Below are 18,512 nucleotides of genomic sequence, written 5' to 3'. Positions count from 1 at the left end.
ACGGGCGGAGAAATTCCGCCCCGCAATCACCTGGGGTGTTCGCGGAGAAACGTGCTCCGCCGGCGGTACTCCGCCCGCAACTCGGGCAGCCTGGCCCGCAGGCCTTCCGGCAACGTGGCGAAGACCCGTTCGGCGACCGCCGGGTCGAGGCCGTCCTCGATCCACGGCAACGCCTCCGCCGGAGGGGGCGGCGGCGTTCGATCACCCAGCCGCAGCCCGTCCGCCGACCGCTCGTTCATCACCGGCACCAGATGCTCCTCCTCGGTGTCGAGGTGGGCGTCGAGCAGGTCCTTGAGCCGGGTGAACAGCGCGACCCCCTCCCGGACCCCGCCCGGCTCCGGCAGCGCGGGCAGGACCCGGGCGACCTCGGCGAGCAGCACGTCGAGCTCGTGGTGTTCGGCGTCCAGCCGGGCGAGCACGCCGGCCAGCGCCGGTTCCTCGGCCAGGAGGAGCGGGAAGATCAGGTCGTCTTCAAGCCGGTGGTGCCGGTCCAGCATGTCCGCGTAGAAGGCCCAGCTCCCGGCGAGCTCGGCGGCGGCCTCCCCGTCCGCGGGGCCGAGCGCGGCGACGGCGGCGGGATAGCGCGCCGCGTCCCTGCGCAGCCCGTGGTGGATGAGGAGGAACATCGACGCCGGGGTGACCTCCCCGGCTGAATCGAGGATCTGTGCCATGGTGTCCCAGACTCTAGTGGAGGGTGATCGCCGGGCGACTCGGAGTCTTCCGCCCGGCGATCACGTGCGGGGGGTTCTCAGGTGGCGCAGTCCGGGTAGCCGTGGGCCCGGGCCTTCACCCGGTAGTCCTCGACCAGCTCAGGGCGGGTGATCTCGGGGACCCAGACCGCCTCGGCGAAACTCCACAGCAGATAGGGGTGGGCGCCGAGGCCGTACAGGGCGCCGTAGTCCCGCCGCTCCAGGGCGGCCCGCTCCTCCGCGGTGAGCGCGGAGGCGGGTCCGGCCGCGGCGACCCAGGAGGCGACGAAGCCGGGGGGATCAGCCAGGTAGGCGCGGTGGCAGTCCCGCTCCATGTTGACGTCCCGCATGAAATGGTTGATCGCGTAGATGCTCACGACATCCGCCATTCGAAGAAGGGCGAGGTCGCGAACCGGGAGTGGGCCCCGTCGGCGTAGCTCGCCGGGGCGCCCTCGGCGACCCCCATCGTCACCAGGAAGTTGAGGAACTGGTGGGTGACGTTGCCGGCGTCCCGCATCCGGTCGTAGGTGAGGGAGGCGATCGCCTTCTCCACGTCGCCGTCGCGCATCCAGCCCACCGCCTCCTCGTCGAAGGCGCGGTCGGGGGAGCCGGCGAAGTGCCGCGGCCCGCCCACCTCGGTGGCCAGGTGCCCGCTCGCCACCACGGCGACCCGCCGGTCCAGCGGCGAATCCAGGATCGACTGGCGGATCGCCGTACCGACCTCGAAGAACCGGGAGGCCTTCGGCAGGGGCGGCGCCATGCAGTTGGTGAAGACCGGGACGATCGGGATGTCCAGCTCCGGGGTGAGGTAGAGCAGCGGGAGCAGGATGCTGTGGTCGGCCCGGAAGTCGTCGGACGCGGCGAAGTCGATTCCGCGCTCCATGCCCCCGCCGAGCAGGTCCCGGGCGAGGTCCCGGTCGCCCTTGAGCGTCGCCTGCGGCAGTCCGAACTCCCGTTCCTCGTTCCAGAAGGTGGCCGGGATCGTCGACTCCTTGCCGATCAGGAAGGACGGCATGTTGTCGTAGAACCACTGGGTGAGGTGGTCGGTGGCTACCACGACGAGGACGTCGGGCCTGGCCTCGGCGATGCTCTCCCGGAGCCGGAGGAATCCGTCCAGGGTGGGGCGGAGGTCGGCGGGGACGCTCTCCCCGCCGAGGAGCCGCCAGAGCAGCGGGTTGTGGGTCGTCCCGTAGACGCCGACGAGCTCAGACATCGGCCAGTCCGAACAGGCGGAGCGCGTTGTCCAGCAGGATCTTGCGCCGGGAGGTCTCCTTGAAGCCCAGCTCGTCGAACTCCTTCATCCAGCGGTCGGTGTCCAGGACCGGCCAGTCGGTGCCGAAGAGCATGCGGGAGGTGGTGATGCTGTTGGCGTACCGGACGACCTCGGCGGGCCAGTACTTGGGCGCCCAGCCGGACAGGTCGATGTAGAAGTTGGACTTGTGCCAGCAGGCCGCGAGGTTGTCCAGGTGCCACGGCCAGGCCGGGTGGGCGCTGATCACGTTCAGCTCGGGGAAGTCGGCGGCGACGTCGTCCAGGTACGGGATGGGCCTGGCGTACTCCAGTTTGTATCCCATGCCGCCCGGGCTGCCCGCCCCGGCGCCGAGGAAGCCGCCGTGGAACATCACCGGCAGCCCGAGCTCCGCGCAGACCTCCCAGATCGGGTAGAAGCGCCGGTCGTTCGGGAGGAAGCGCTGCCGGCCGGGGTTGAGCTCGCCCACGCCTTTGATGCCGTACTCCCCGTGGCAGCGCCGGATCTCCTCGATCGCGGCCTTGCCCTTCCAGGGGTCGATCCCGGCGAAGGCGATGAAGACGTCGGGGTGCTCGGCCTGCGCCCGGCCGAGCAGGTCGTTGGGGGCGCCGCGCACCCCCGACTGGGTCTCGTCGTCGGAGTTGACGATCACGGCCATCATGCGCCGGTCCCGGTACATGTCGGCCTGCTCGGCGAAGGAGACGGGGACGCGCTCCTTGCCGAAGTGGGTGCCCATCTGGCCGCGTCGCCGGCCCATCGCCGCGAGGAACTCCTCGGTCTGGGGGTGGGTGTGGACGTCGATGGCCACAAGATCCTTGATCACAGCACCTCCTCGTTGTGCTCGCCCAGCGCGGGCGCGGGTCCGGGTTCCCCCCGGGGTATGCGGCGGTCATGGGTGGAGAACCGGGTGCCCGGACGGGGGACGTTGTTCTCGATGAGCCCCATGTGGACCACCTGGGGATCGCGGACCAGGTCGGCGACGGTGTTGAGCGGCCCGTGCGGGATGTCGGCCGCGGTCAGCAGTTCGAACCACTCGTCCCGGGGCCGCTTGGCCGTCTCCTCCTTGAGGATCGCGTCCAGCGCGTCGTAGTTGCGGTAGCGCTGCTCCCGGGTGGCGAACCGCGGGTCGTCCGCGAGGTCCGGCCGGTCGATCACCTTGAGCAGGCCGAGCCAGAACTTCTCCGGGACCGACAGGTGGACGACGAAGGGGAGTCCCTCGTTGCCGACGCACCCGTAGGCCTGGGCGCGGGCGGCCCGGGTTCCCGGTTGCATCACCGCGCCGGTGTCCAGGTAGGTGGAGACCGGTTCCACCAGGAAGTCGACGAGCGCGCCGAGCATGGAGACCTCGACCCGCCGGCCGGGGCCGCTCTCCCCGCGGGCGTACAGCGCGGCGAGGATCCCCTGCATGGCCGACATGCCGGACAGGAGGTCGGAGAAGGCCGGGCCGAGCGGCCGGGGGGATTCGAGCGGGACCAGCGTGCCGTACATGCCGCCGAGGGCGGAGATCACGGTGTCGTACGCGGGACGCCGGGCGTACGGCCCGCCGGGCCCGAATCCGGTGATGGAGCAGTAGACGAGACGGGGGTTCCTGGTCTTGAGCACGTCCCAGCCGAAGCCGAGCCGGTCGGCCACGCCGGGCCGGAAGTTCTCGATCAGAACGTCGGCGCCGTCGGCGAGCCGCAGGAGCGACTCAAGACCTTCGGGGGTTTTCACGTTTAGGACGACTGATCGTTTGCCACGGTTGTACGCCCCGAACTGCGGACTGTACGGGCGTTCGCCGCCACCCTCCCAGCGGCGCATGGGATCGCCGTCGGGAGATTCGACCTTGACGACGTCGGCGCCCAGGTCGGCGAGCAACTTGCCCGCGTACGGGCCGGAGATGTACTGCCCCAGTTCGATGACGATCAACCCTGCCAGTGGACCTGCCATTTGCACCTCAGCTGATTGACCCTGGCGAAAATTGGATTCAGTATACGACATGACACATCTGTGCCCAGAGGGGGAGAAGTGGATCTTCTCTGTCCGTCGGCCACAGCTTCATCTCAAACGGTGTTCCTTCCCGCCAATCTTCTGTAGCCTGGGCAATTGCCAGCTCACACGATTTATGCCATCTTAAGACCCGATTTTCCTACAAGTTAAATAGGGAATAGTGTATGTGGCACCTGAAAAAACGGTCAATGTATCCAACTGGCGTCGCGTCAACGCGGAGGAAGGTGGGTCGGCCGGTCCTCGGCGCCTTCCTCGGTCTCGCCACCCTGCTTGCAACAGGGTGTGGAGACAATATAGACGCCACTGAACCAAACGCGGCCAAGGCGGCTCCGACCGCCGTGACGGCTCCCGCGTCAGTCGAGGAGCTGAAGGCGAAAGTCGAGGGCAAGGAGCTCTCGATCGCCAGTGCAGCATTCCCCAACCCCACCCTGACCGGGATGTACAAGACGCTGGAGCTGCTGCAGAGCGACTTCGGCGTCAAGGTCAACTTCCGCCTCATGGACTCCTCGCCCATGAACGCGGCGCTCATCTCCGGTCAGGTCCAGATCGGGCACGTCTCGCTCGGCGGCATGGCCGCCGCGGTCGAGGCCGGCGCCGATCTGATCGCCGTTGCGGGCAACGACCAGAAGAACGCCTTCCTCGTCGCGGCGCGGGCCCCCGCCAAGACCCTCGCCGACTTGAAGGGCAAGCCGTTCGCGGTGTCCCAGAACCTCAGCTCGATCGTCGGCCAGACGGCGCAGAAGTGCTTCGCCGCGGCGGGCCTCGACGTGAAGACCGACACCCAGCTGCTGCACCTGGGCAACATCGGGCAGATCGTCGAGTCGATGGAGAGCGGCAAGCTCTCGGGCGGTATGTCGGCGACCTTCCGCCAGATCGAGCTCGACCTGAAGAAGCCGGGCACCTACACCACGGTCTGCAAGGGCTGGGAGGCCAACCCGCAGCTCAACGACGTCTGGGCGGTGAGCCGCGCCTGGCTCGCCGAGAACCGGGACATCGCGATGGCCCTGGCCATCTCCGAGATCAAGGCGGACCGGTGGACCCACGAGAGCAAGGCCGAGTGGGTCGCGCTCGCGCAGGCCAAGATCGAGGGGCTGACCCCCGAGGCCGCGGAGGCCAACTACGCGAACCTCGTCACCGAGCTTGATTCCTGGCCGGTCAACGGCAGCCTCGACCAGAAGATGTGCGACTACACCCTGGCCACGTCCCTGGAGTTCGGGGTGCTGAAGAAGCGGTTCGCCTGCACCGATCTGGTGACCTTCGACTACCAGAAGGCCGCAGTGCAGTTCCTGGGAAGTAAGTAATGGTACGCGACTGGCTGGTAAGGATCGCCACCTTCTGTGCTCTCTTGCTGGTTTGGCAGTTGGTCGCGCAGCAGATGTCGGCGGCGATCCTGCCCACCCCGCAGCGGACGGTCAACGCGTTGATCGCCTTGATCGAGCGGGGTGAACTCCAGACCGCCTGGGGTCAGTCCGCCGTTCAGGTGGCCGTCGCGATGGTGCTGTCCGCCCTGCTCGGGGTGGGGCTCGGTGTTCTGTTCGGTTGGTATCGAAAGCTCGACCAGCTCTTCTCCCCGCTGTTCGGATCCCTCTTCCTGATGCCGCGGGTCGCGCTCATCCCGTTGATCGCCCTCTGGTTCGGGCTGCAGGACGTCGCCAAGGTCATGCTGATCATGGCGTTCAGCTTCTTCGAGATCTTCTTCACCGTGCGCAACGGCGTGAAGAGCGTCGAGAGCGAGTACGTCGACGTGGCGCGGGCCTACTGCGTGCCGCAGGGCAGGACGCTGCGCACCGTGGTGATGCCGGCGATCCGGCCGTACATCATCACGGGTCTTCGCCTGGGCCTGGTGTACGCGCTGGTGGGCGTGGTTCTGGCGGGCTTCTTCCTGGAGGCCAACGGAATCGGCGGCATGATCTACGATCTCGGCTCCAACTTCCGGACCGCCGAGCTGATGGCCGCGCTCTTCTCCGTCATGGTCGTCGGTCTCGCCGTGAACCTCGGCCTGCGTCAGCTGGAGACCCGGCTCACCCCCTGGCAGGTGTCCCGATGAACAAGTACCTCCTCCCGGCCTCCGGGGTCGCGGGTTTCCTGATCATCTGGCAGATCGTCGGCGCCTTCCAGGGAGACTTCCTCTCCTCGCCCACCCGCATGGTCGGGGAGATCGTTTATCTCACCACCGAAGGCGGCCTGATCGGGCTGGTCCTGATCACCCTCGGCACCATGCTGATCGGCTGGGTCCTCTCGATCGTCATCGGGGTCTTCGTGGGCTTCCTGATCGGGCGCTATCGGATCATGTCGGTGATCCTTGAGCCGTATCTGATCGCGAAGTACTCCGTGCCGATCATCGCGCTGGTTCCGCTCCTGGTGATCTGGTTCGGGATCGAGGAAGGCTTCCTGATCGCCACCATCATCATCGCCACCGCGATCATGCTGGTGTTCCCCACCGCGGCGGGTACCAAGGAGACGGTGCGGACCTACGACCAGGTGGCGCGTGCCTACTCCATCTCGGGGTGGCACTTCTTCATCAAGATCCTGCTCCCCGGCTCACTGCCGTTCATCGCGACCGGGTTGCGGATCAGCGTCCAGCGGGCGCTGATGGCGGTCATCGTCGGTGAGTTCCTCGTCGGCTACAACGGGCTCGGGACACTGCTGAAGGACGCCCGGATCCGGCTGGACGCGGACGAGGTCTTCGCCGTCGCCTTCATCGCGCTGCTGGTCGGCGCCGTGCTCACCGGTGCGGTCGGCTATCTCGATCGCAGACTCTCCTCTTGGCGTCCGGTAGCCGTGACGTCGTAGAAAACCCCCTCGAGTGGAGCGAACAACCCCCATGAGTACATCGAAGATCGAGATAGATGGGGTCGGGAAGTCCTACGTCTCAGGAAAACGTCGCGACCGAAAGGTCGTGAACGCTCTGCAAGGCGTGAATCTGACGATCGCCCCGGGTGGCTTCGTCAGCCTTCTCGGCCCCAGCGGTTGTGGCAAGACCACACTGCTCAAGTGCCTGGACGGGCTCATCCCCATCACCGACGGGGAGATCCGGGTCGGCGGTAAGGCGATCAAGGGTCCCGGCCGGGACCGGGCCTTCGTCTTCCAGGACTTCCGGCTCTTCCCCTGGCGCAGCGTCCTCGGCAACGTCTGCTTCCCCCTGGAGACCACGGTCTCCTCGCGCGCCGAGCGGGAGACGACCGCCAGGAAGTACATCGAGATGGTCGGCCTCTCGGCGTTCGAGAAGCACCATCCGCACGAACTCTCCGGCGGTATGCAGCAGCGGGTCGGGATCGCCAGGGCGCTCGCCGTCAACCCCGACATCCTGCTCATGGACGAGCCCTTCGGCGCGCTGGACGCGCAGACCCGTGAGCTCATGCAGGTCGAGCTGCTGCGGATCTGGGAGCTCACCGGCAAGACGGTCGTCTTCGTGACCCACAGCGTGGACGAGGCGATCTTCCTCTCCCAGCGGATCGCGGTCTTCTCGGCCCGCCCCGGCCGGATCTCCGCGGAGTTCGACGTGCCGTTCGGCTACCCCCGCAACGAGCACACCGTCCGCGGGGACGGTCGTTTCGTCGAGCTGAGACACGAGATCTGGGGCCTGCTCAAAGGCGACCAGAACTCGTCCTTCTCCGAGTGATTCCGATGACCTCCAGGACTGACATGCATCTGCTCATCCAAGGCGCGCACGCCTTGACCATGGACCCGGATCTCGGCGACCTCGCCGGGGCCGACATCGAGATCCGCGACGGTGAGATCGTCGCGGTCGGAGCCGGGCTCGACGCCCCGGGCGCCGAGGTGATCGACGCGACTCAGATGATCGCGATCCCGGGCTTCGTGGACACCCACTGGCACATGTGGGGCACCCTGCTCCGCGGTGTGATCGGCGACGGGCCGAAGAACGGCTGGTTCGCCAGGAAGGGCAAGCTGGGCCCGTACTTCACCCCCGAGGACACCGCCCTCGGCGTACGGCTCGCCGCGGCGGAGGGCATCGCCGCCGGGGTGACCACCGTGCACGACTGGGCGCACAACATCCTCGGCCCCGAGCACGCGGACACCAACCTCCAGGTCCACCACGAGCTGGGCCTGCGGGCGCACTTCTCGTACGGGGCGCCGTCCGCCCACCCCTCCATGTCGGCGGAGGAGATGCGCCGGCTGATGGGGGACCGGGGCAAGGGCTTCGACGAGGCGATGGACTTCGCCGACGTGAAACGGATCATGGGTTCGGCCACCGAGCTGGTGAGCGTCGGGGTCAACCTCCGCGGTCCGGCCCGCTCCTCCCGCGAGGTCACCGGGACCGAGTTCGCGGCGGCGCGGGAGCTGGGGCTGCCGATCGCCATGCACTGCGCCGGCACCCGCGCCGAGGTGGCGCGCATCCACCAGGTCTCGCTCCTCGCCGAGGACGGGCTGCTCGGCCCGGACCTGCTGCTCGCGCACTGCCTCTACCTGCCCGACCACGACAAGGCGCTCGTGGCGGAGCACGGCGTCCCGGTCTCGATCAGCCCGCTGTCGGAGCTTCGCCTCGCCATGGGCTTCCCGCCGCTGCTGGACCTGCTGGACGCGGGGATCTCGGTGAGTCTCTCGCTGGACACCACGGCGATCAGCGCGTCGGCCGACCCGTTCCAGGCGATGCGGGTGGTGCTGGGCATCGCGAACTCGCTCCGGGGGGACGCCGAGGCGGTCACCCCGCGGGACGTGCTGCGGATCGCGACCCTGGAGGGCGCCAAGGCGCTCGGGCTCGGTGAGGTCACCGGCTCCCTGACGCCGGGCAAGCGCGCCGACGTGGTGCTGATCCGCACCGACCGGCTCAACCTCGCCCCGGTTGTGGACCCGGCGGTCGCCGTGGTTCATTCGGCGCAGCCGGAGAACGTGGACACGGTCCTGGTGGACGGGCGGGCGCTCAAGCGGGGCGGCAGGCTCACCACGGTCGACCCCGAGGCCGTCGTGGCCGACGCGGAGCGGGCGCTGGCCGAGCTCTGCGGCAGGGCGGGGTTCTGATGGCGTTCTCCGTGAAGATCGGCGACTCCGAGGTCGTCGCGCTCCGGGACGGGCACCACCCGCTCAACTGGGGGTGGCACTTCCCCGAGGTGGGCGGTGAACAGGAGGAGTGCCTGCTCAACTTCGGCGGCTTCCTGGTGATCACCGGTTCCACGGTGACCCTGGTGGACACCGGCTGGGGCCCGTACGCCGGCCCGCCGGGCGGCCTGGACCGGGACTGCAACCTGCTGGAGGAGATGGCCTCCGTCGGGATCGGGCCCGGCGACGTGGACCTGGTGGCGATGACCCACCTCCACCCGGACCACATCGGCTGGAACCTGATCCTGGAAGACCGGGTGCGGCCGCGCTTCACCAAGGCGCGCTACCTGGTGCCCCGGGCGGACTGGGAGCACTACAAGGCGCTGCCGGAGAAGCACCCGAACATCGTTCAGCAGGCGATGCCGCTGGAGGACCTCGGGGTGCTGGAGCTCATCGAGGACGGCCACGCGGTGACGTCGTCGCTGAAGGCGGTGGCGATGCCGGGGCACACCCCCGGGCACACCGGCTTCCTGCTGGATGCGGGATGCTTCCTGCTGGGCGACCTGGCCCACCACCCGCACGTGCTGGAGGAGACGGGCTGGATCCAGCGGTTCGACTGGAACCCGGAGCTGGCGGTCGAGTCCCGGGAGCGGGTCTTCGAGCAGGTGGAGCGGGACGGGACACTCGTGGGGCTGGGACACTTCCCGTATCCGAGCCTCGGACATGTGATCAAGAATGAGGGGAGACGGCAATGGAAGCCGCTGTGAACGCGCTGGTGAGCCCGGACTGGCTCGCGGAACGGCTGGACGACGGCAAGACGGTCGTGGTCGAGGTTCAGTACGAGCCCGACGTGGACGAGTACTCCGCGGGGCACATCCCGGGTGCGCGGCATGTGTTCTGGAAGGACCTGTTCTGGGATGCCGACATCCGGGAGTTCGTCACCCCGGAGCAGATGGCGGAGATCCTGGGCGGCCTCGGCGTCGGCCCGGACACCACCCTGGTGCTGTACAGCGGCCGCGGACAGTTCGCGATGTACGGCTACTGGGTGTACAAGGTGCTGAACGGGCACGCCGACGTCCGGGTGCTCAACGGCGGCCGGGCCAACTGGAAGGCATCGGGGTATGCCTTGACCACGGACATCCCTGTTTACGCATCGGTGTCGTATACCCCCTCCCGTACCCGGCGGGACGACTCCACCCGGATCCGGCGGGAGGAACTGCTCGGGCTCGTCGGCAAGCCGGAGGTCCTTCTGCTGGACGGCCGGTACCCCGAGGAGTATCGCGGGGAGCGGGTCAAGCCCGGGGAGGGCTTCGATCACGGCGCGGAGCGGTACGGCCGTATCCCCGGCGCGGTCAACCTGTACTTCCGGGACCTGGTCGACGTCGCGAGCGGGCGGTTCACCGTCAAGGAGCCGGCCGAACTCGAGGCGATCTTCCGGGCGGCCGGGGCGGCACCCGACCAGGCCCCCGTGGTGGTCGCCTACTGCCGGCTCGGCCACCGGGCCAGCATGCTCTGGTTCGCCATGACCCAGGTCCTCGGCTGGGACAACGTCAGGGTCTACGACGGTTCGTGGACCGAGTGGGGGAGCATCGTGGGCTCCCCGATCGAAAGGGAGACCCGATGAGCGACTGGCCCGAGGTCGGTGTCTGGGAGCTCGACCCCCGGCACACCAGCATCATCTTCACCGTCGGCCACCTGGTCGTCTCCCGGGTCCGCGGCCGGTTCGACGCCATCTCCGGTTCGTTCGAGGTGGCCCCCGACTTGGAGCGGTCCCGGCTCTCGGTGACCATCGACGCGGCGAGCATCAACAGCGGGGTCGCCAAGCGCGACGGCCACCTGCGCTCCGCCGACTTCCTGGAGGTCGACCGGTATCCCGTCATCACCTACGAGTCCGAGGCGGTCCGGCTCGGGGAGAACTCCGCCTTCCGGGTGGACGGCGTGCTCACCATGCACGGGGTGACGCGACCCGTCTCGCTGGAGGCCGAGTTCCTGGGCGCCCACGCCGACGGCGGAGTCCCGGTCACGGCCTTCTTCGCCCGAGCCTCCCTGATCAGGGAGGAGTTCGGCCTCACCTTCAACCGCGTCCTGGAGGCCGGCGGCATGGCCGTCGGCAGCCGCATCGACATCGAGATCACCGCCGAGGGCCTGCCCGCGGGCTCCACCCGAAAGGTCGACTGATCCCGGTACGGCCGGCCCTCACCGGCCCGGCCCCCACGTGGTAGGCCCGGGGCTTCCTCCGGGGTTCTCCGATCCTGGGTGCGAGTACGGCTGGACCTTAGGGCCGGTCGCGCTACGTCCGGCCGTCGGCCCACACCTGGCAAGGCCGGGGATTTCTCCGGAGTTTCCGGGTCCTGGGTGTGAGCACGGCTGGACCTCAGGGCTGGTTGCGCCACGTCCGGCCGGCGGCCCACCCCTGGTAAAGCTGGGGCTTCCTCCGGGGTTCCCGGGTCCTGGGTGTGAGCACGGCTGGACCTCAGGGTCGGTCGCGCTACGTCCGCACTTCTCGCGCCGCGTACTTTGCGGCGCGAGAATGCGCGCGGCGGATCATGCCGGATGTTCGTTATCCGGCATGATCCGCCGCGGTCGATGTCAGAAAACACAGGCTTGTAAGCCCGCAGGCTGCTAACACGGTCCGCACGTCCGTGGTTGAAACCCCGCCCGCCCCGCACCTAAGGAGCGGGCTCGCTGGGCTCCACCGTGGGCGCGGGCGCTCTGCGGCGTAGCACAAGGGCCGCGGTGAGGGCGATCGCGACGGAGACGGCGCCGCCGAGGATCAGGCTGGAGCGGGGGCCGAAGGTCTCGGAGAGCCATCCGGTCATCAGACCGCCCAGGGGGTTGGTGCCGAACACGACGAGGTAGTAGAAGCCGACCACCCGCCCGCGTACCGCCGGGTCGGCGGAGACCTGGACCACCGTGCTCGTGGTCATGGTGAGCACGAGCATGGCGACCCCGATGGGCAGGAGGGCGGCCATGAAGGCGGCGTAGGTCGGCATGGCCCCGGAGACGACCTCCAGGACGCCGAACACGGCCGCGGCTGCCACCACCCGCCTCGGGCCGGGCCGTTCGAGGCGGGCCGCTATGAGGGCTCCGGCGAACGCGCCGCAGGCGAGTGTGCTCGACAGCAGCCCGTACGCGTCGGGTCCCCGTCCGAACTCGGCGGTCGCCATCAGCGCGGTGGTCAGGGAGAAGTTGAGGCCGAACAGCGAGACCACCCCGATGACGGTGAACACCAGCACCAGGTCGCGGTCGCTCCGGATGGTGGTGAGGCCTTCGCGGAGCCGGGGTTTCCCGGCGGAACCCCGGGTGGGTCCCGCCTCCGTCGTGCCGGAGAGGGTGAAGGCCCAGACGACCGCCACCAGGCCGTACAGCAGTCCGTTGGCCACCAGGACCGGCCAGGTGCTGTCCGCGAAGGCGATGGCCAGCCCCGACAGCGCCGGGCCGACCACCCGGCCCACGTTGAAGAGCGCCCCGGTCAGGGCGATCGCGTTGGGCAGCCGGTCCGCGGGCACGATGTCCCCCACGTAGGCCTGGCGCACCGGCTGGTCGACCGCGGTGGTCGCCCCGAACAGCAGGGCGAGCAGGTAGACGTGCCACATCTGGACGGTGCCGGTCGCCACCAGCAGCCCGAGCAGTCCCGCCTGCGCGCCCATCAGGATGTGCGTCCAGATCAGCACGCGCCGCCGCGGATACCGGTCGGCGATCACCCCGCCCCAGAGGCTGAACAGCAGGATCGGCGTGAACTGCAGCGCCGTGACGGCGCCGAGCGCGATCCCGCTGCCGGTGAGCTCCAACGTCAGCCAGTCCTGGGCGACCCGCTGCATCCACATCGCCGTGGTGGCTCCGGTGAACCCCCCGGCGAAGATCCGGAATCCCCGATGGCGCAACGAGCGAAACATGCGCATGCCGGCTGTCGACCTCCCATCCGTACGGCCCCGCGGCTCCCGTGGAGATACCCAGGTGGCGCCGCGGGGCGGTCACCGGGACCCGGGTGCTCCGTCAATCGTCCGGCCGACCGCTCGGAAAGCTCTGGAGGCGGCGTCCGGGCGTCGTCAGGAATCGGCGGGCTTGAAGCGGTGGGGCATGATGAAGATGAGGATCAGCCCGGTGAGGGAGATCGCGATCATGGTGAGGAAGACGTTGTGCGTCGCGTCGGTGAGCGCCTGCCGCACGAACTCCTGGCCGGTGCCGCCCTGCAGGGCCTCGACGACCTCGTCGATGGAGGCGGGCGTCCCGGGTGGGACCCCGGGCCCGGTGAGCCGGTCGGCCAGGGTGGAGTTGGCCACGGCGGCGAAGATCGCCGTACCGACCGCGCTGCCGGCGATCCGGGAGAACACCACGGTGCCGGTGGCCAGGCCGCGCCGATCCCAGCCGACCACGGATTGGCCCGCGACGAGCGTGGAGACGTTGAGCAGCCCCAGCCCGAACCCGCCGACGAAACTGCACGTGCCGATGTAGAGCACCGACGAGGAGCCGTCCGCCTGGAGGAACATCAGCGCTGAGACGATCATGAGGGCGATCCCGGCGAGGCCGGTGTTCCGGAAGCCGATCCGCATGTACAGCAGGGAGGACAGGCCCGCGGCGAGGGGCCAGCCGAGGGACTGGGCGGCGAGGGCGAAACCGGCCGCCACCGCGCCGGCGCCGATCGCGCCCTGCACGAAGGTGGGCAGGTACACGGTGGGGCCGACGAAGGTCATCCCCACCACGGCACTGCCGGCGAAGGAGCCGAGCAGCACCCGGTCCCGCCAGACCCACGGCGGGATGACGGGCTCGGCCGCCCGGCGCTCCCAGAACAGGAACGCGACGAGCAGGGCCACTCCCGCGCCGATCAGCGGATACGCCATGAGCTGCAGGCCGAGCATGATCGAGCCGACCCCGAGGATCAGCAGGACCATCCCGAGGACGTCCAGCCGATGCTCGGCCCGCTTCTGCGCCGGCTCGCGGAGCCGGAGTGTCAGGACGAGGAGCGCGGCCCCGCCGACCGGCAGGTTGAGGAAGAGGATCCAGCGCCAGGAGGCGTACTCGGAGAGGATCCCGCCGAGCGCGGGCCCGGCCAGCGCGGACACCCCCCAGACGGTGGACAGGATCGCCGTGATCCGGCCGCGTTCGGCGAGGGGGTAGAGGTCGGCGGCGACGACCTGGATGATCGGCTGCAGGGCTCCGGCGCCCAGCCCCTGGACGATACGGGCGAGGATGAGCATCGGCATGCTCGTCGAGAGCCCGCCGAGGAGCGCGCCGACCAGGAAGACGCCGGTGCCGATGAGCAGCATCGGCTTGCGCCCGTACATGTCGGCGAGACGCCCGGCGACGGGGGTGCACACGGCCTGGGCGAGCATGTAGCCGGCGATGACCCAGGGGAAGAGGGAGAAGGAGCCGAGGTCGGAGACGATGGCCGGGACGGCGGTCGCCACGATGGTCTGGTCCATCGCCGCCAGGGCCATGCAGAGCATGAGCCCGGCGACGACGGGTCCGCGCTTACTCATGGGTCATGCCGGCGCGGTCTTGCGTTTCCGGCGCTTGGCCGGCGTGCGGTCGGTCTCCGCCTCTTCGGACAGGACTCCGATGATCTTGCGTGAGACCTCGTCGAGGTGGTCGCGCAGGTGGGCCTCGGCGGCGTCGGCGTCCCCCCGGGCGGCGAGCCGGGCAAGCTCCCGGTGCCCGTTCGTCCCGTGGTCCACCCGCAGCCCGAGCAGGTAGCGGCCGACGGAGTTGCGCAGGTCTTCGATGATCTCCACCGCGACCGGGTTCTCCTCGATGTCGTAGAGCTCCCGGTAGAACGCCACCCGCTCGTCCACCAGCGAGGACGTGTCGTGCGGGGCGTCGAGGGCGGTGCCCAGATCCCGCAGGCGGGCCGCCCGCGCGGAGGTCATCCGGGCGATCGACTTGCGCAGCGCGTAGGTCTCCAGCAGCGCGCGCAGCTCGTAGATCTCCCGCACCTGCTCCACGGTGAGGGTGCGCACCACGGCGCCCTTGTGCGGATGAAAGGAGACCAGGCCCTCGGCCTCCAGCTGCATCAGCGCTGTGCGCACCGGAATCCGAGACACCCCGATGCGCTCGGCGAGCTCCTCCTGGCGCAGATGCTCACCAGGAGCCAGCATGCCGGCGATGATGCACTCGCGGATGATGTCGTAGGCCATCTGCCCGACGGTTTTGTAACCACCGGACATTCGGCTGACCACATCGGCGAATGAGGGCTCGGCGGTGCCGGACTTGCGGACCACCATGACGACTCCGTCCCTCCCGTTGGGACCCAAACATTGAATCCAATCCAAGCACACCCGGATAAGACCCGCCGCCATCGGGCGGGTCCATCCCGGTGCCTGCCCTATGTTCCCTTTAGTCGATCAACGTCGGGGGACGCCTTGAGCGCGGCCTCCACGTCGCCGACGGGCAGAACGTCAGCGTACTTTGCATCCATATCAAAGAGGTTGGCACGGTGGGCGATGGCAAATCTGTCAAAAACCGCCTCCTCCGGCACGATCATCCGATAGCCGTTCGAGAATCCGTCCACCACCGAGGCTCGCACACATCCGCTGGTGCTGCCCCCGGTCGCGATCAGGGTGTCGACGCCCCGCTCGATCAGGTAGGCGAGCAGCGGTGTGCCGAAGAACACACTCGGCTTGGTCTTGCGCAGCACCAGATCGCCCTCCCGCGGCGCGAGGACGGGGAGGATCTCGTTCCCCGCCGGGGTGTCCTCGTGCCGCCGGGCGTTCTTGTCCTGCCACCGCCCGGCCGTGGCCAGGTCCTCGATCCCCTTGGAGTAGATCACCGGTACCCCGTGGTCCCTGGCCGCCGCGATGAGCCGCCGGATGTGCTCCGCGGCCTCCCACGCGGCTTCGCCGCAGCTGTTGCGCCAGCGCCGGACCGAATCCAGGATCGGCTCGGGCTCCGGCCCGCAGAACGCGACCGTGACGTCGATCACCAGCAGCGCCGCCCGCGCACCGAAACCCATGTCCCGCCCGTATCCGGACAGGCGCAGCACCTCACGATCGTGATCGTCCAGCAGGCTTTCCCATGCGACCACAAGCACTCCTATTCGTTCCAGGCGCTGGCCCGGGTCTCCAGGCGGGTCAGCACGACGTACGACACGATCGACAATCCGAGGATCACCACCAGCACCGCGTAGAGCTGGACGACGTCGAAGGTCTGCGAGGCGACGGTGACGAGCTTGCCGAGCCCCACCACCCCGATCACGATCTCGGCGCTGACCAGGCCTTTGATGCCCTGTACCACGCCGATGCGGACCCCGGTGAGCAGCAGCGTGGCGGCCGAGGGGACGACCACGTACCGGAGCCGTTTCAGCCGGGAGGCGCCGAAGGCGGAGGACATCTCCACCAGGTCCCCCGGAACCTCCTTGATCGCGGTGACCCAGGTGAGGATCACCGGGAAAAGGGCGAACGCCACCACGGTGACGATCCGGGTGGTCTCCTCCAGTCCCCAGATGAAGGTGAAGACCGGGATGAGCGCGATGTGTGGTGTGGCCATCGAGGCGTTGATCAACGGGGAGAGCGCCTCGTCCAGCACCTCCGAACCGGCGAGCAGCAGCGCGCTCACCCCCGCGACGACGAAGACCACGACCATGCCGATCAGCAGGGTGACCAGGCTGCCGCCGACCACGCCCAGCGCCCCGGTGGTCGTCAGCTCCCAGAGCTCGACCGCGACCGAGTCCACGGTGGGCAGCCACGCGGGGCGGAGCGCGACCGCGATCAGCTGCCAGAGGGCGATCAGCCCGGCGGCCGAGAGCAGTTCGGGCCGGACGAACCTCATACGCCCCCTCCCCGCATCCGGTTGAGCAGCCGGCGCTCGGCCAGGTGGGCCAGGCCGATCAGCACGGCCCCCTCGATCAGCACCGCGAGGGTGACCGCGTACAGGCTGGCCCCGGCGAACTGGGAGCGGTAGGTGACGAGCAGCCCGCCGAGTCCGGCCGGGATCAGCGTCAACTCGACGACGATCATTCCGGAGACGGCCCGGGAGAGCCCGATGCGCAGACCGGTGAAGATCGGCCCGAGCGCGGCGGGCAGCACCACGGTCTGCCACACCTGCCGCCGGTCGGCGCCGAACGCGCCGGCCATCTCGATCAGCTCGTGGTCGACCACCCGCACCGCCGCCCGCGCGTTGAGCACCACGACCGGCAGCGCGAACAGCATGACCACCGCGACCCGGGCGGTGAGGGAGAGGCCGAGCGCGACGATGACCACCGGTACCACCGCGATCATCGGCACGACCATCATGAGGTCGAACAGGTAGCTGAACGTCCGGTCCACCAGCCGCCGCCGTCCCAGCACCAGCCCGATGCCGAGCCCGAGGACCACTGAGAGCGGGAAGCCGATGAGCATCGACTGGTTGCTCAGCCACATCGCCTCGGCGATCGTCCCGTCGAGGGTGTGCTCCCACAGCGCGGACAGGACCGAGGAGAAGGCGGGGATGAACACCTCGCCGTCCGCGCGGCCGTACCACTCCCAGGCGAGCGCGACGAGCAGGACGATCCCGGCGCGGATCCCCCAGACGGCCGTGGTACGGCCGCCGCGGGACATCCGCACCGGTCTCACCCTTGCGTTGCCGATCGCGCTCATGAACTCTCGCGCACCAGCTGCGGAGCGCAGCACTGTTCGACGGTGGGCACCGCCTTGAGCAGCTCCGCCTGGCGCAGCGCCTCGATGGTGGCGTTGATGCGCGCGTCGTCGAACGCGCCGTCCTCAGGCCAGACCCTGGCGGCGGTGTAGACCTTGACGAGCTCGGCCGCGCTCTCCGGGGTGGCCTTCGGCACCTTGGCCACGATGGCGGCGGTCAGCGCGGCGCCGTCGGAGTAGGCGGCCTTGTTGGCGGCGATGACCGCCCGGAGGACCTCCTTCACGTAGTCGGCCTTCTCCAGTCCCTTCACGCTGGTGAACACCATCGAGTCCATGATTTCGGGGTGCTTCTCGGGGACGTTGTAGATGATGTGGAACTTGCCCGGCGCCAGCTTCTCCAACTCGGCCACCTCGGAGAGCTGGATCATCGAGGCGTCGAGCTGCCCGGCGGCCAGGGCGCGGATCCGGTTGGCCGAGCCGGGGACCACCAGCATCTGCGGCTCGGATTTCGGCGGGCTGTTCTTGAGCGCCAGCGAGGTGTAGAGCGAGGTGGCGGAGACTTTGGCGTGGATGCCGATGCGCAGTCCGCCGAGGCCGCTCGGGTCCTTCACCGCGACGGGGGCGGCGAGCACGTATCCGGGGAGGTAGGCGGTCATCAGCGCCTTGATCGGCACGTTCTGCTGGGTGGCGGCCAGGACCGCGCTGGCGTTGGCCACCCCGAAGTCGGATTGACCTCGGGCGACGGCTTGGATGGCGTCCTCACCGCTCTGGTGGAACTCCTCCTTGGTCTCGAAGCCCTTGGCCTTGAGGGCGTCGAGGGCCTGGGAGATCGGCACCTTCTCGGTCTGCTGGACGGCGGCCGAGTAGGACCAGGTGATCTTCTGCTTGGGGGCGTCGCCGCCGGTGGAGAGGCCGGGGTCGGAGCCGCAGGAGGCGACGAGGACGGCGGCCAGGGCAAGGGAGAGGGGCAGGGACAGGGGGGTGGATCTCATGGAATCCCTCACATGCCTTTTTCCTTGG

General features: G+C 69.0%; 19 protein-coding genes and 1 pseudogene. 8 read left to right on the top strand and 12 right to left on the bottom strand.

Features of this window, described 5'->3' with window-relative positions; genetic code table 11:
- Window positions 1-26: 26 nt before the first annotated feature.
- From RUR_RS03345 to RUR_RS03325, 5 genes are all read right to left on the bottom strand, one after another.
- Complete coding sequence (locus RUR_RS03345; protein ID WP_283133351.1) at window positions 27-671, bottom strand: hemerythrin domain-containing protein; 645 nt, start codon at window positions 669-671, stop codon at window positions 27-29.
- Window positions 672-748: 77 nt separating this feature from the next.
- A complete protein-coding gene (locus RUR_RS03340; protein ID WP_283133350.1) occupies window positions 749-1,066 on the bottom strand; it encodes a hypothetical protein in 318 nt (105 codons plus the stop codon).
- The gene (locus RUR_RS03335; RefSeq protein WP_283133349.1) at window positions 1,063-1,902 is read right to left on the bottom strand and encodes a DODA-type extradiol aromatic ring-opening family dioxygenase; all 840 of its coding nucleotides are present in this window, start codon (window positions 1,900-1,902) and stop codon (window positions 1,063-1,065) included. Before RUR_RS03335 ends, RUR_RS03340 begins: the two co-directional genes overlap by 4 nt.
- Entirely contained in the window at window positions 1,895-2,761 is an 867-nt protein-coding gene (locus tag RUR_RS03330; RefSeq protein ID WP_283133348.1) for an amidohydrolase family protein, read from the bottom strand. The genes RUR_RS03335 and RUR_RS03330 overlap by 8 nt, the downstream gene beginning before the upstream one ends.
- The gene (locus tag RUR_RS03325; protein WP_283133347.1) at window positions 2,758-3,867 is read right to left on the bottom strand and encodes a CaiB/BaiF CoA transferase family protein; all 1,110 of its coding nucleotides are present in this window, start codon (window positions 3,865-3,867) and stop codon (window positions 2,758-2,760) included. Before RUR_RS03325 ends, RUR_RS03330 begins: the two co-directional genes overlap by 4 nt.
- 398 nt (window positions 3,868-4,265) lie before the next feature.
- Here RUR_RS03325 and RUR_RS03320 point away from each other — a divergent pair, with 398 nt between their 5' ends.
- The 8 genes from RUR_RS03320 (at window position 4,266) to RUR_RS03285 (ending at window position 11,103) form a co-directional block, all read left to right on the top strand.
- Window positions 4,266-5,228: an ABC transporter substrate-binding protein gene (locus tag RUR_RS03320; RefSeq protein WP_283133346.1), complete on the top strand. Its 963-nt coding sequence runs from the start codon at window positions 4,266-4,268 to the stop codon at window positions 5,226-5,228.
- A 44-nt stretch (window positions 5,229-5,272) separates the two neighbouring features.
- On the top strand, window positions 5,273-5,974 hold the full coding sequence (locus tag RUR_RS03315; protein ID WP_283133345.1) for an ABC transporter permease: 702 nt from the start codon (window positions 5,273-5,275) through the stop codon (window positions 5,972-5,974).
- Complete coding sequence (locus tag RUR_RS03310; RefSeq protein WP_283133344.1) at window positions 5,971-6,720, top strand: ABC transporter permease; 750 nt, start codon at window positions 5,971-5,973, stop codon at window positions 6,718-6,720. Before RUR_RS03315 ends, RUR_RS03310 begins: the two co-directional genes overlap by 4 nt.
- 106 nt (window positions 6,721-6,826) lie before the next feature.
- On the top strand, window positions 6,827-7,549 hold the full coding sequence (locus RUR_RS03305) for an ABC transporter ATP-binding protein (protein ID WP_283133343.1): 723 nt from the start codon (window positions 6,827-6,829) through the stop codon (window positions 7,547-7,549).
- Between the two features lie 5 nt (window positions 7,550-7,554).
- Window positions 7,555-8,907 (top strand): amidohydrolase family protein, encoded by a 1,353-nt coding sequence (locus RUR_RS03300; RefSeq protein ID WP_283133342.1) that lies wholly within the window; start codon window positions 7,555-7,557, stop codon window positions 8,905-8,907.
- A complete protein-coding gene (locus RUR_RS03295) occupies window positions 8,907-9,692 on the top strand; it encodes an MBL fold metallo-hydrolase (protein WP_283133341.1) in 786 nt (261 codons plus the stop codon). The genes RUR_RS03300 and RUR_RS03295 overlap by 1 nt, the downstream gene beginning before the upstream one ends.
- Window positions 9,677-10,549 carry a sulfurtransferase gene (locus RUR_RS03290; protein ID WP_283133340.1) on the top strand — a complete coding sequence of 291 codons (873 nt, stop codon included), beginning with the start codon at window positions 9,677-9,679 and terminating at the stop codon, window positions 10,547-10,549. Before RUR_RS03295 ends, RUR_RS03290 begins: the two co-directional genes overlap by 16 nt.
- Window positions 10,546-11,103 (top strand): YceI family protein, encoded by a 558-nt coding sequence (locus RUR_RS03285; RefSeq protein WP_283133339.1) that lies wholly within the window; start codon window positions 10,546-10,548, stop codon window positions 11,101-11,103. The genes RUR_RS03290 and RUR_RS03285 overlap by 4 nt, the downstream gene beginning before the upstream one ends.
- Window positions 11,104-11,594: 491 nt before the next feature.
- Here the strand turns inward: RUR_RS03285 and RUR_RS03280 are convergent.
- The 7 genes and pseudogenes from RUR_RS03280 to RUR_RS03250 all read right to left on the bottom strand — a co-directional run.
- A pseudogene (locus RUR_RS03280) lies at window positions 11,595-12,833 on the bottom strand (MFS transporter); the annotation flags it as partial.
- A gap of 141 nt (window positions 12,834-12,974) precedes the next feature.
- Window positions 12,975-14,405, bottom strand: coding sequence for an MFS transporter (locus RUR_RS03275; RefSeq protein WP_283133337.1), 1,431 nt, complete (start codon window positions 14,403-14,405; stop codon window positions 12,975-12,977).
- Between the two features lie 3 nt (window positions 14,406-14,408).
- On the bottom strand, window positions 14,409-15,146 hold the full coding sequence (locus RUR_RS03270; protein WP_283133336.1) for a GntR family transcriptional regulator: 738 nt from the start codon (window positions 15,144-15,146) through the stop codon (window positions 14,409-14,411).
- A gap of 101 nt (window positions 15,147-15,247) precedes the next feature.
- Window positions 15,248-15,946 (bottom strand): isochorismatase family protein, encoded by a 699-nt coding sequence (locus RUR_RS03265; RefSeq protein WP_283133335.1) that lies wholly within the window; start codon window positions 15,944-15,946, stop codon window positions 15,248-15,250.
- A gap of 8 nt (window positions 15,947-15,954) precedes the next feature.
- Window positions 15,955-16,689 carry an ABC transporter permease gene (locus RUR_RS03260; protein ID WP_283133334.1) on the bottom strand — a complete coding sequence of 245 codons (735 nt, stop codon included), beginning with the start codon at window positions 16,687-16,689 and terminating at the stop codon, window positions 15,955-15,957.
- The gene (locus RUR_RS03255) at window positions 16,686-17,456 is read right to left on the bottom strand and encodes an ABC transporter permease (protein WP_283133997.1); all 771 of its coding nucleotides are present in this window, start codon (window positions 17,454-17,456) and stop codon (window positions 16,686-16,688) included. Before RUR_RS03255 ends, RUR_RS03260 begins: the two co-directional genes overlap by 4 nt.
- Before the next feature lie 35 nt (window positions 17,457-17,491).
- Window positions 17,492-18,484 (bottom strand): ABC transporter substrate-binding protein, encoded by a 993-nt coding sequence (locus tag RUR_RS03250; RefSeq protein ID WP_283133333.1) that lies wholly within the window; start codon window positions 18,482-18,484, stop codon window positions 17,492-17,494.
- Window positions 18,485-18,512: the final 28 nt, after the last annotated feature.

Source organism: Rhizohabitans arisaemae, assembly GCF_025996515.1.
Taxonomy (GTDB): domain Bacteria; phylum Actinomycetota; class Actinomycetes; order Streptosporangiales; family Streptosporangiaceae; genus Rhizohabitans; species Rhizohabitans arisaemae.
The sequence above is the reverse complement of the archived record's forward strand: the minus strand, read 5'-3'. Positions and strand labels throughout refer to the sequence as shown.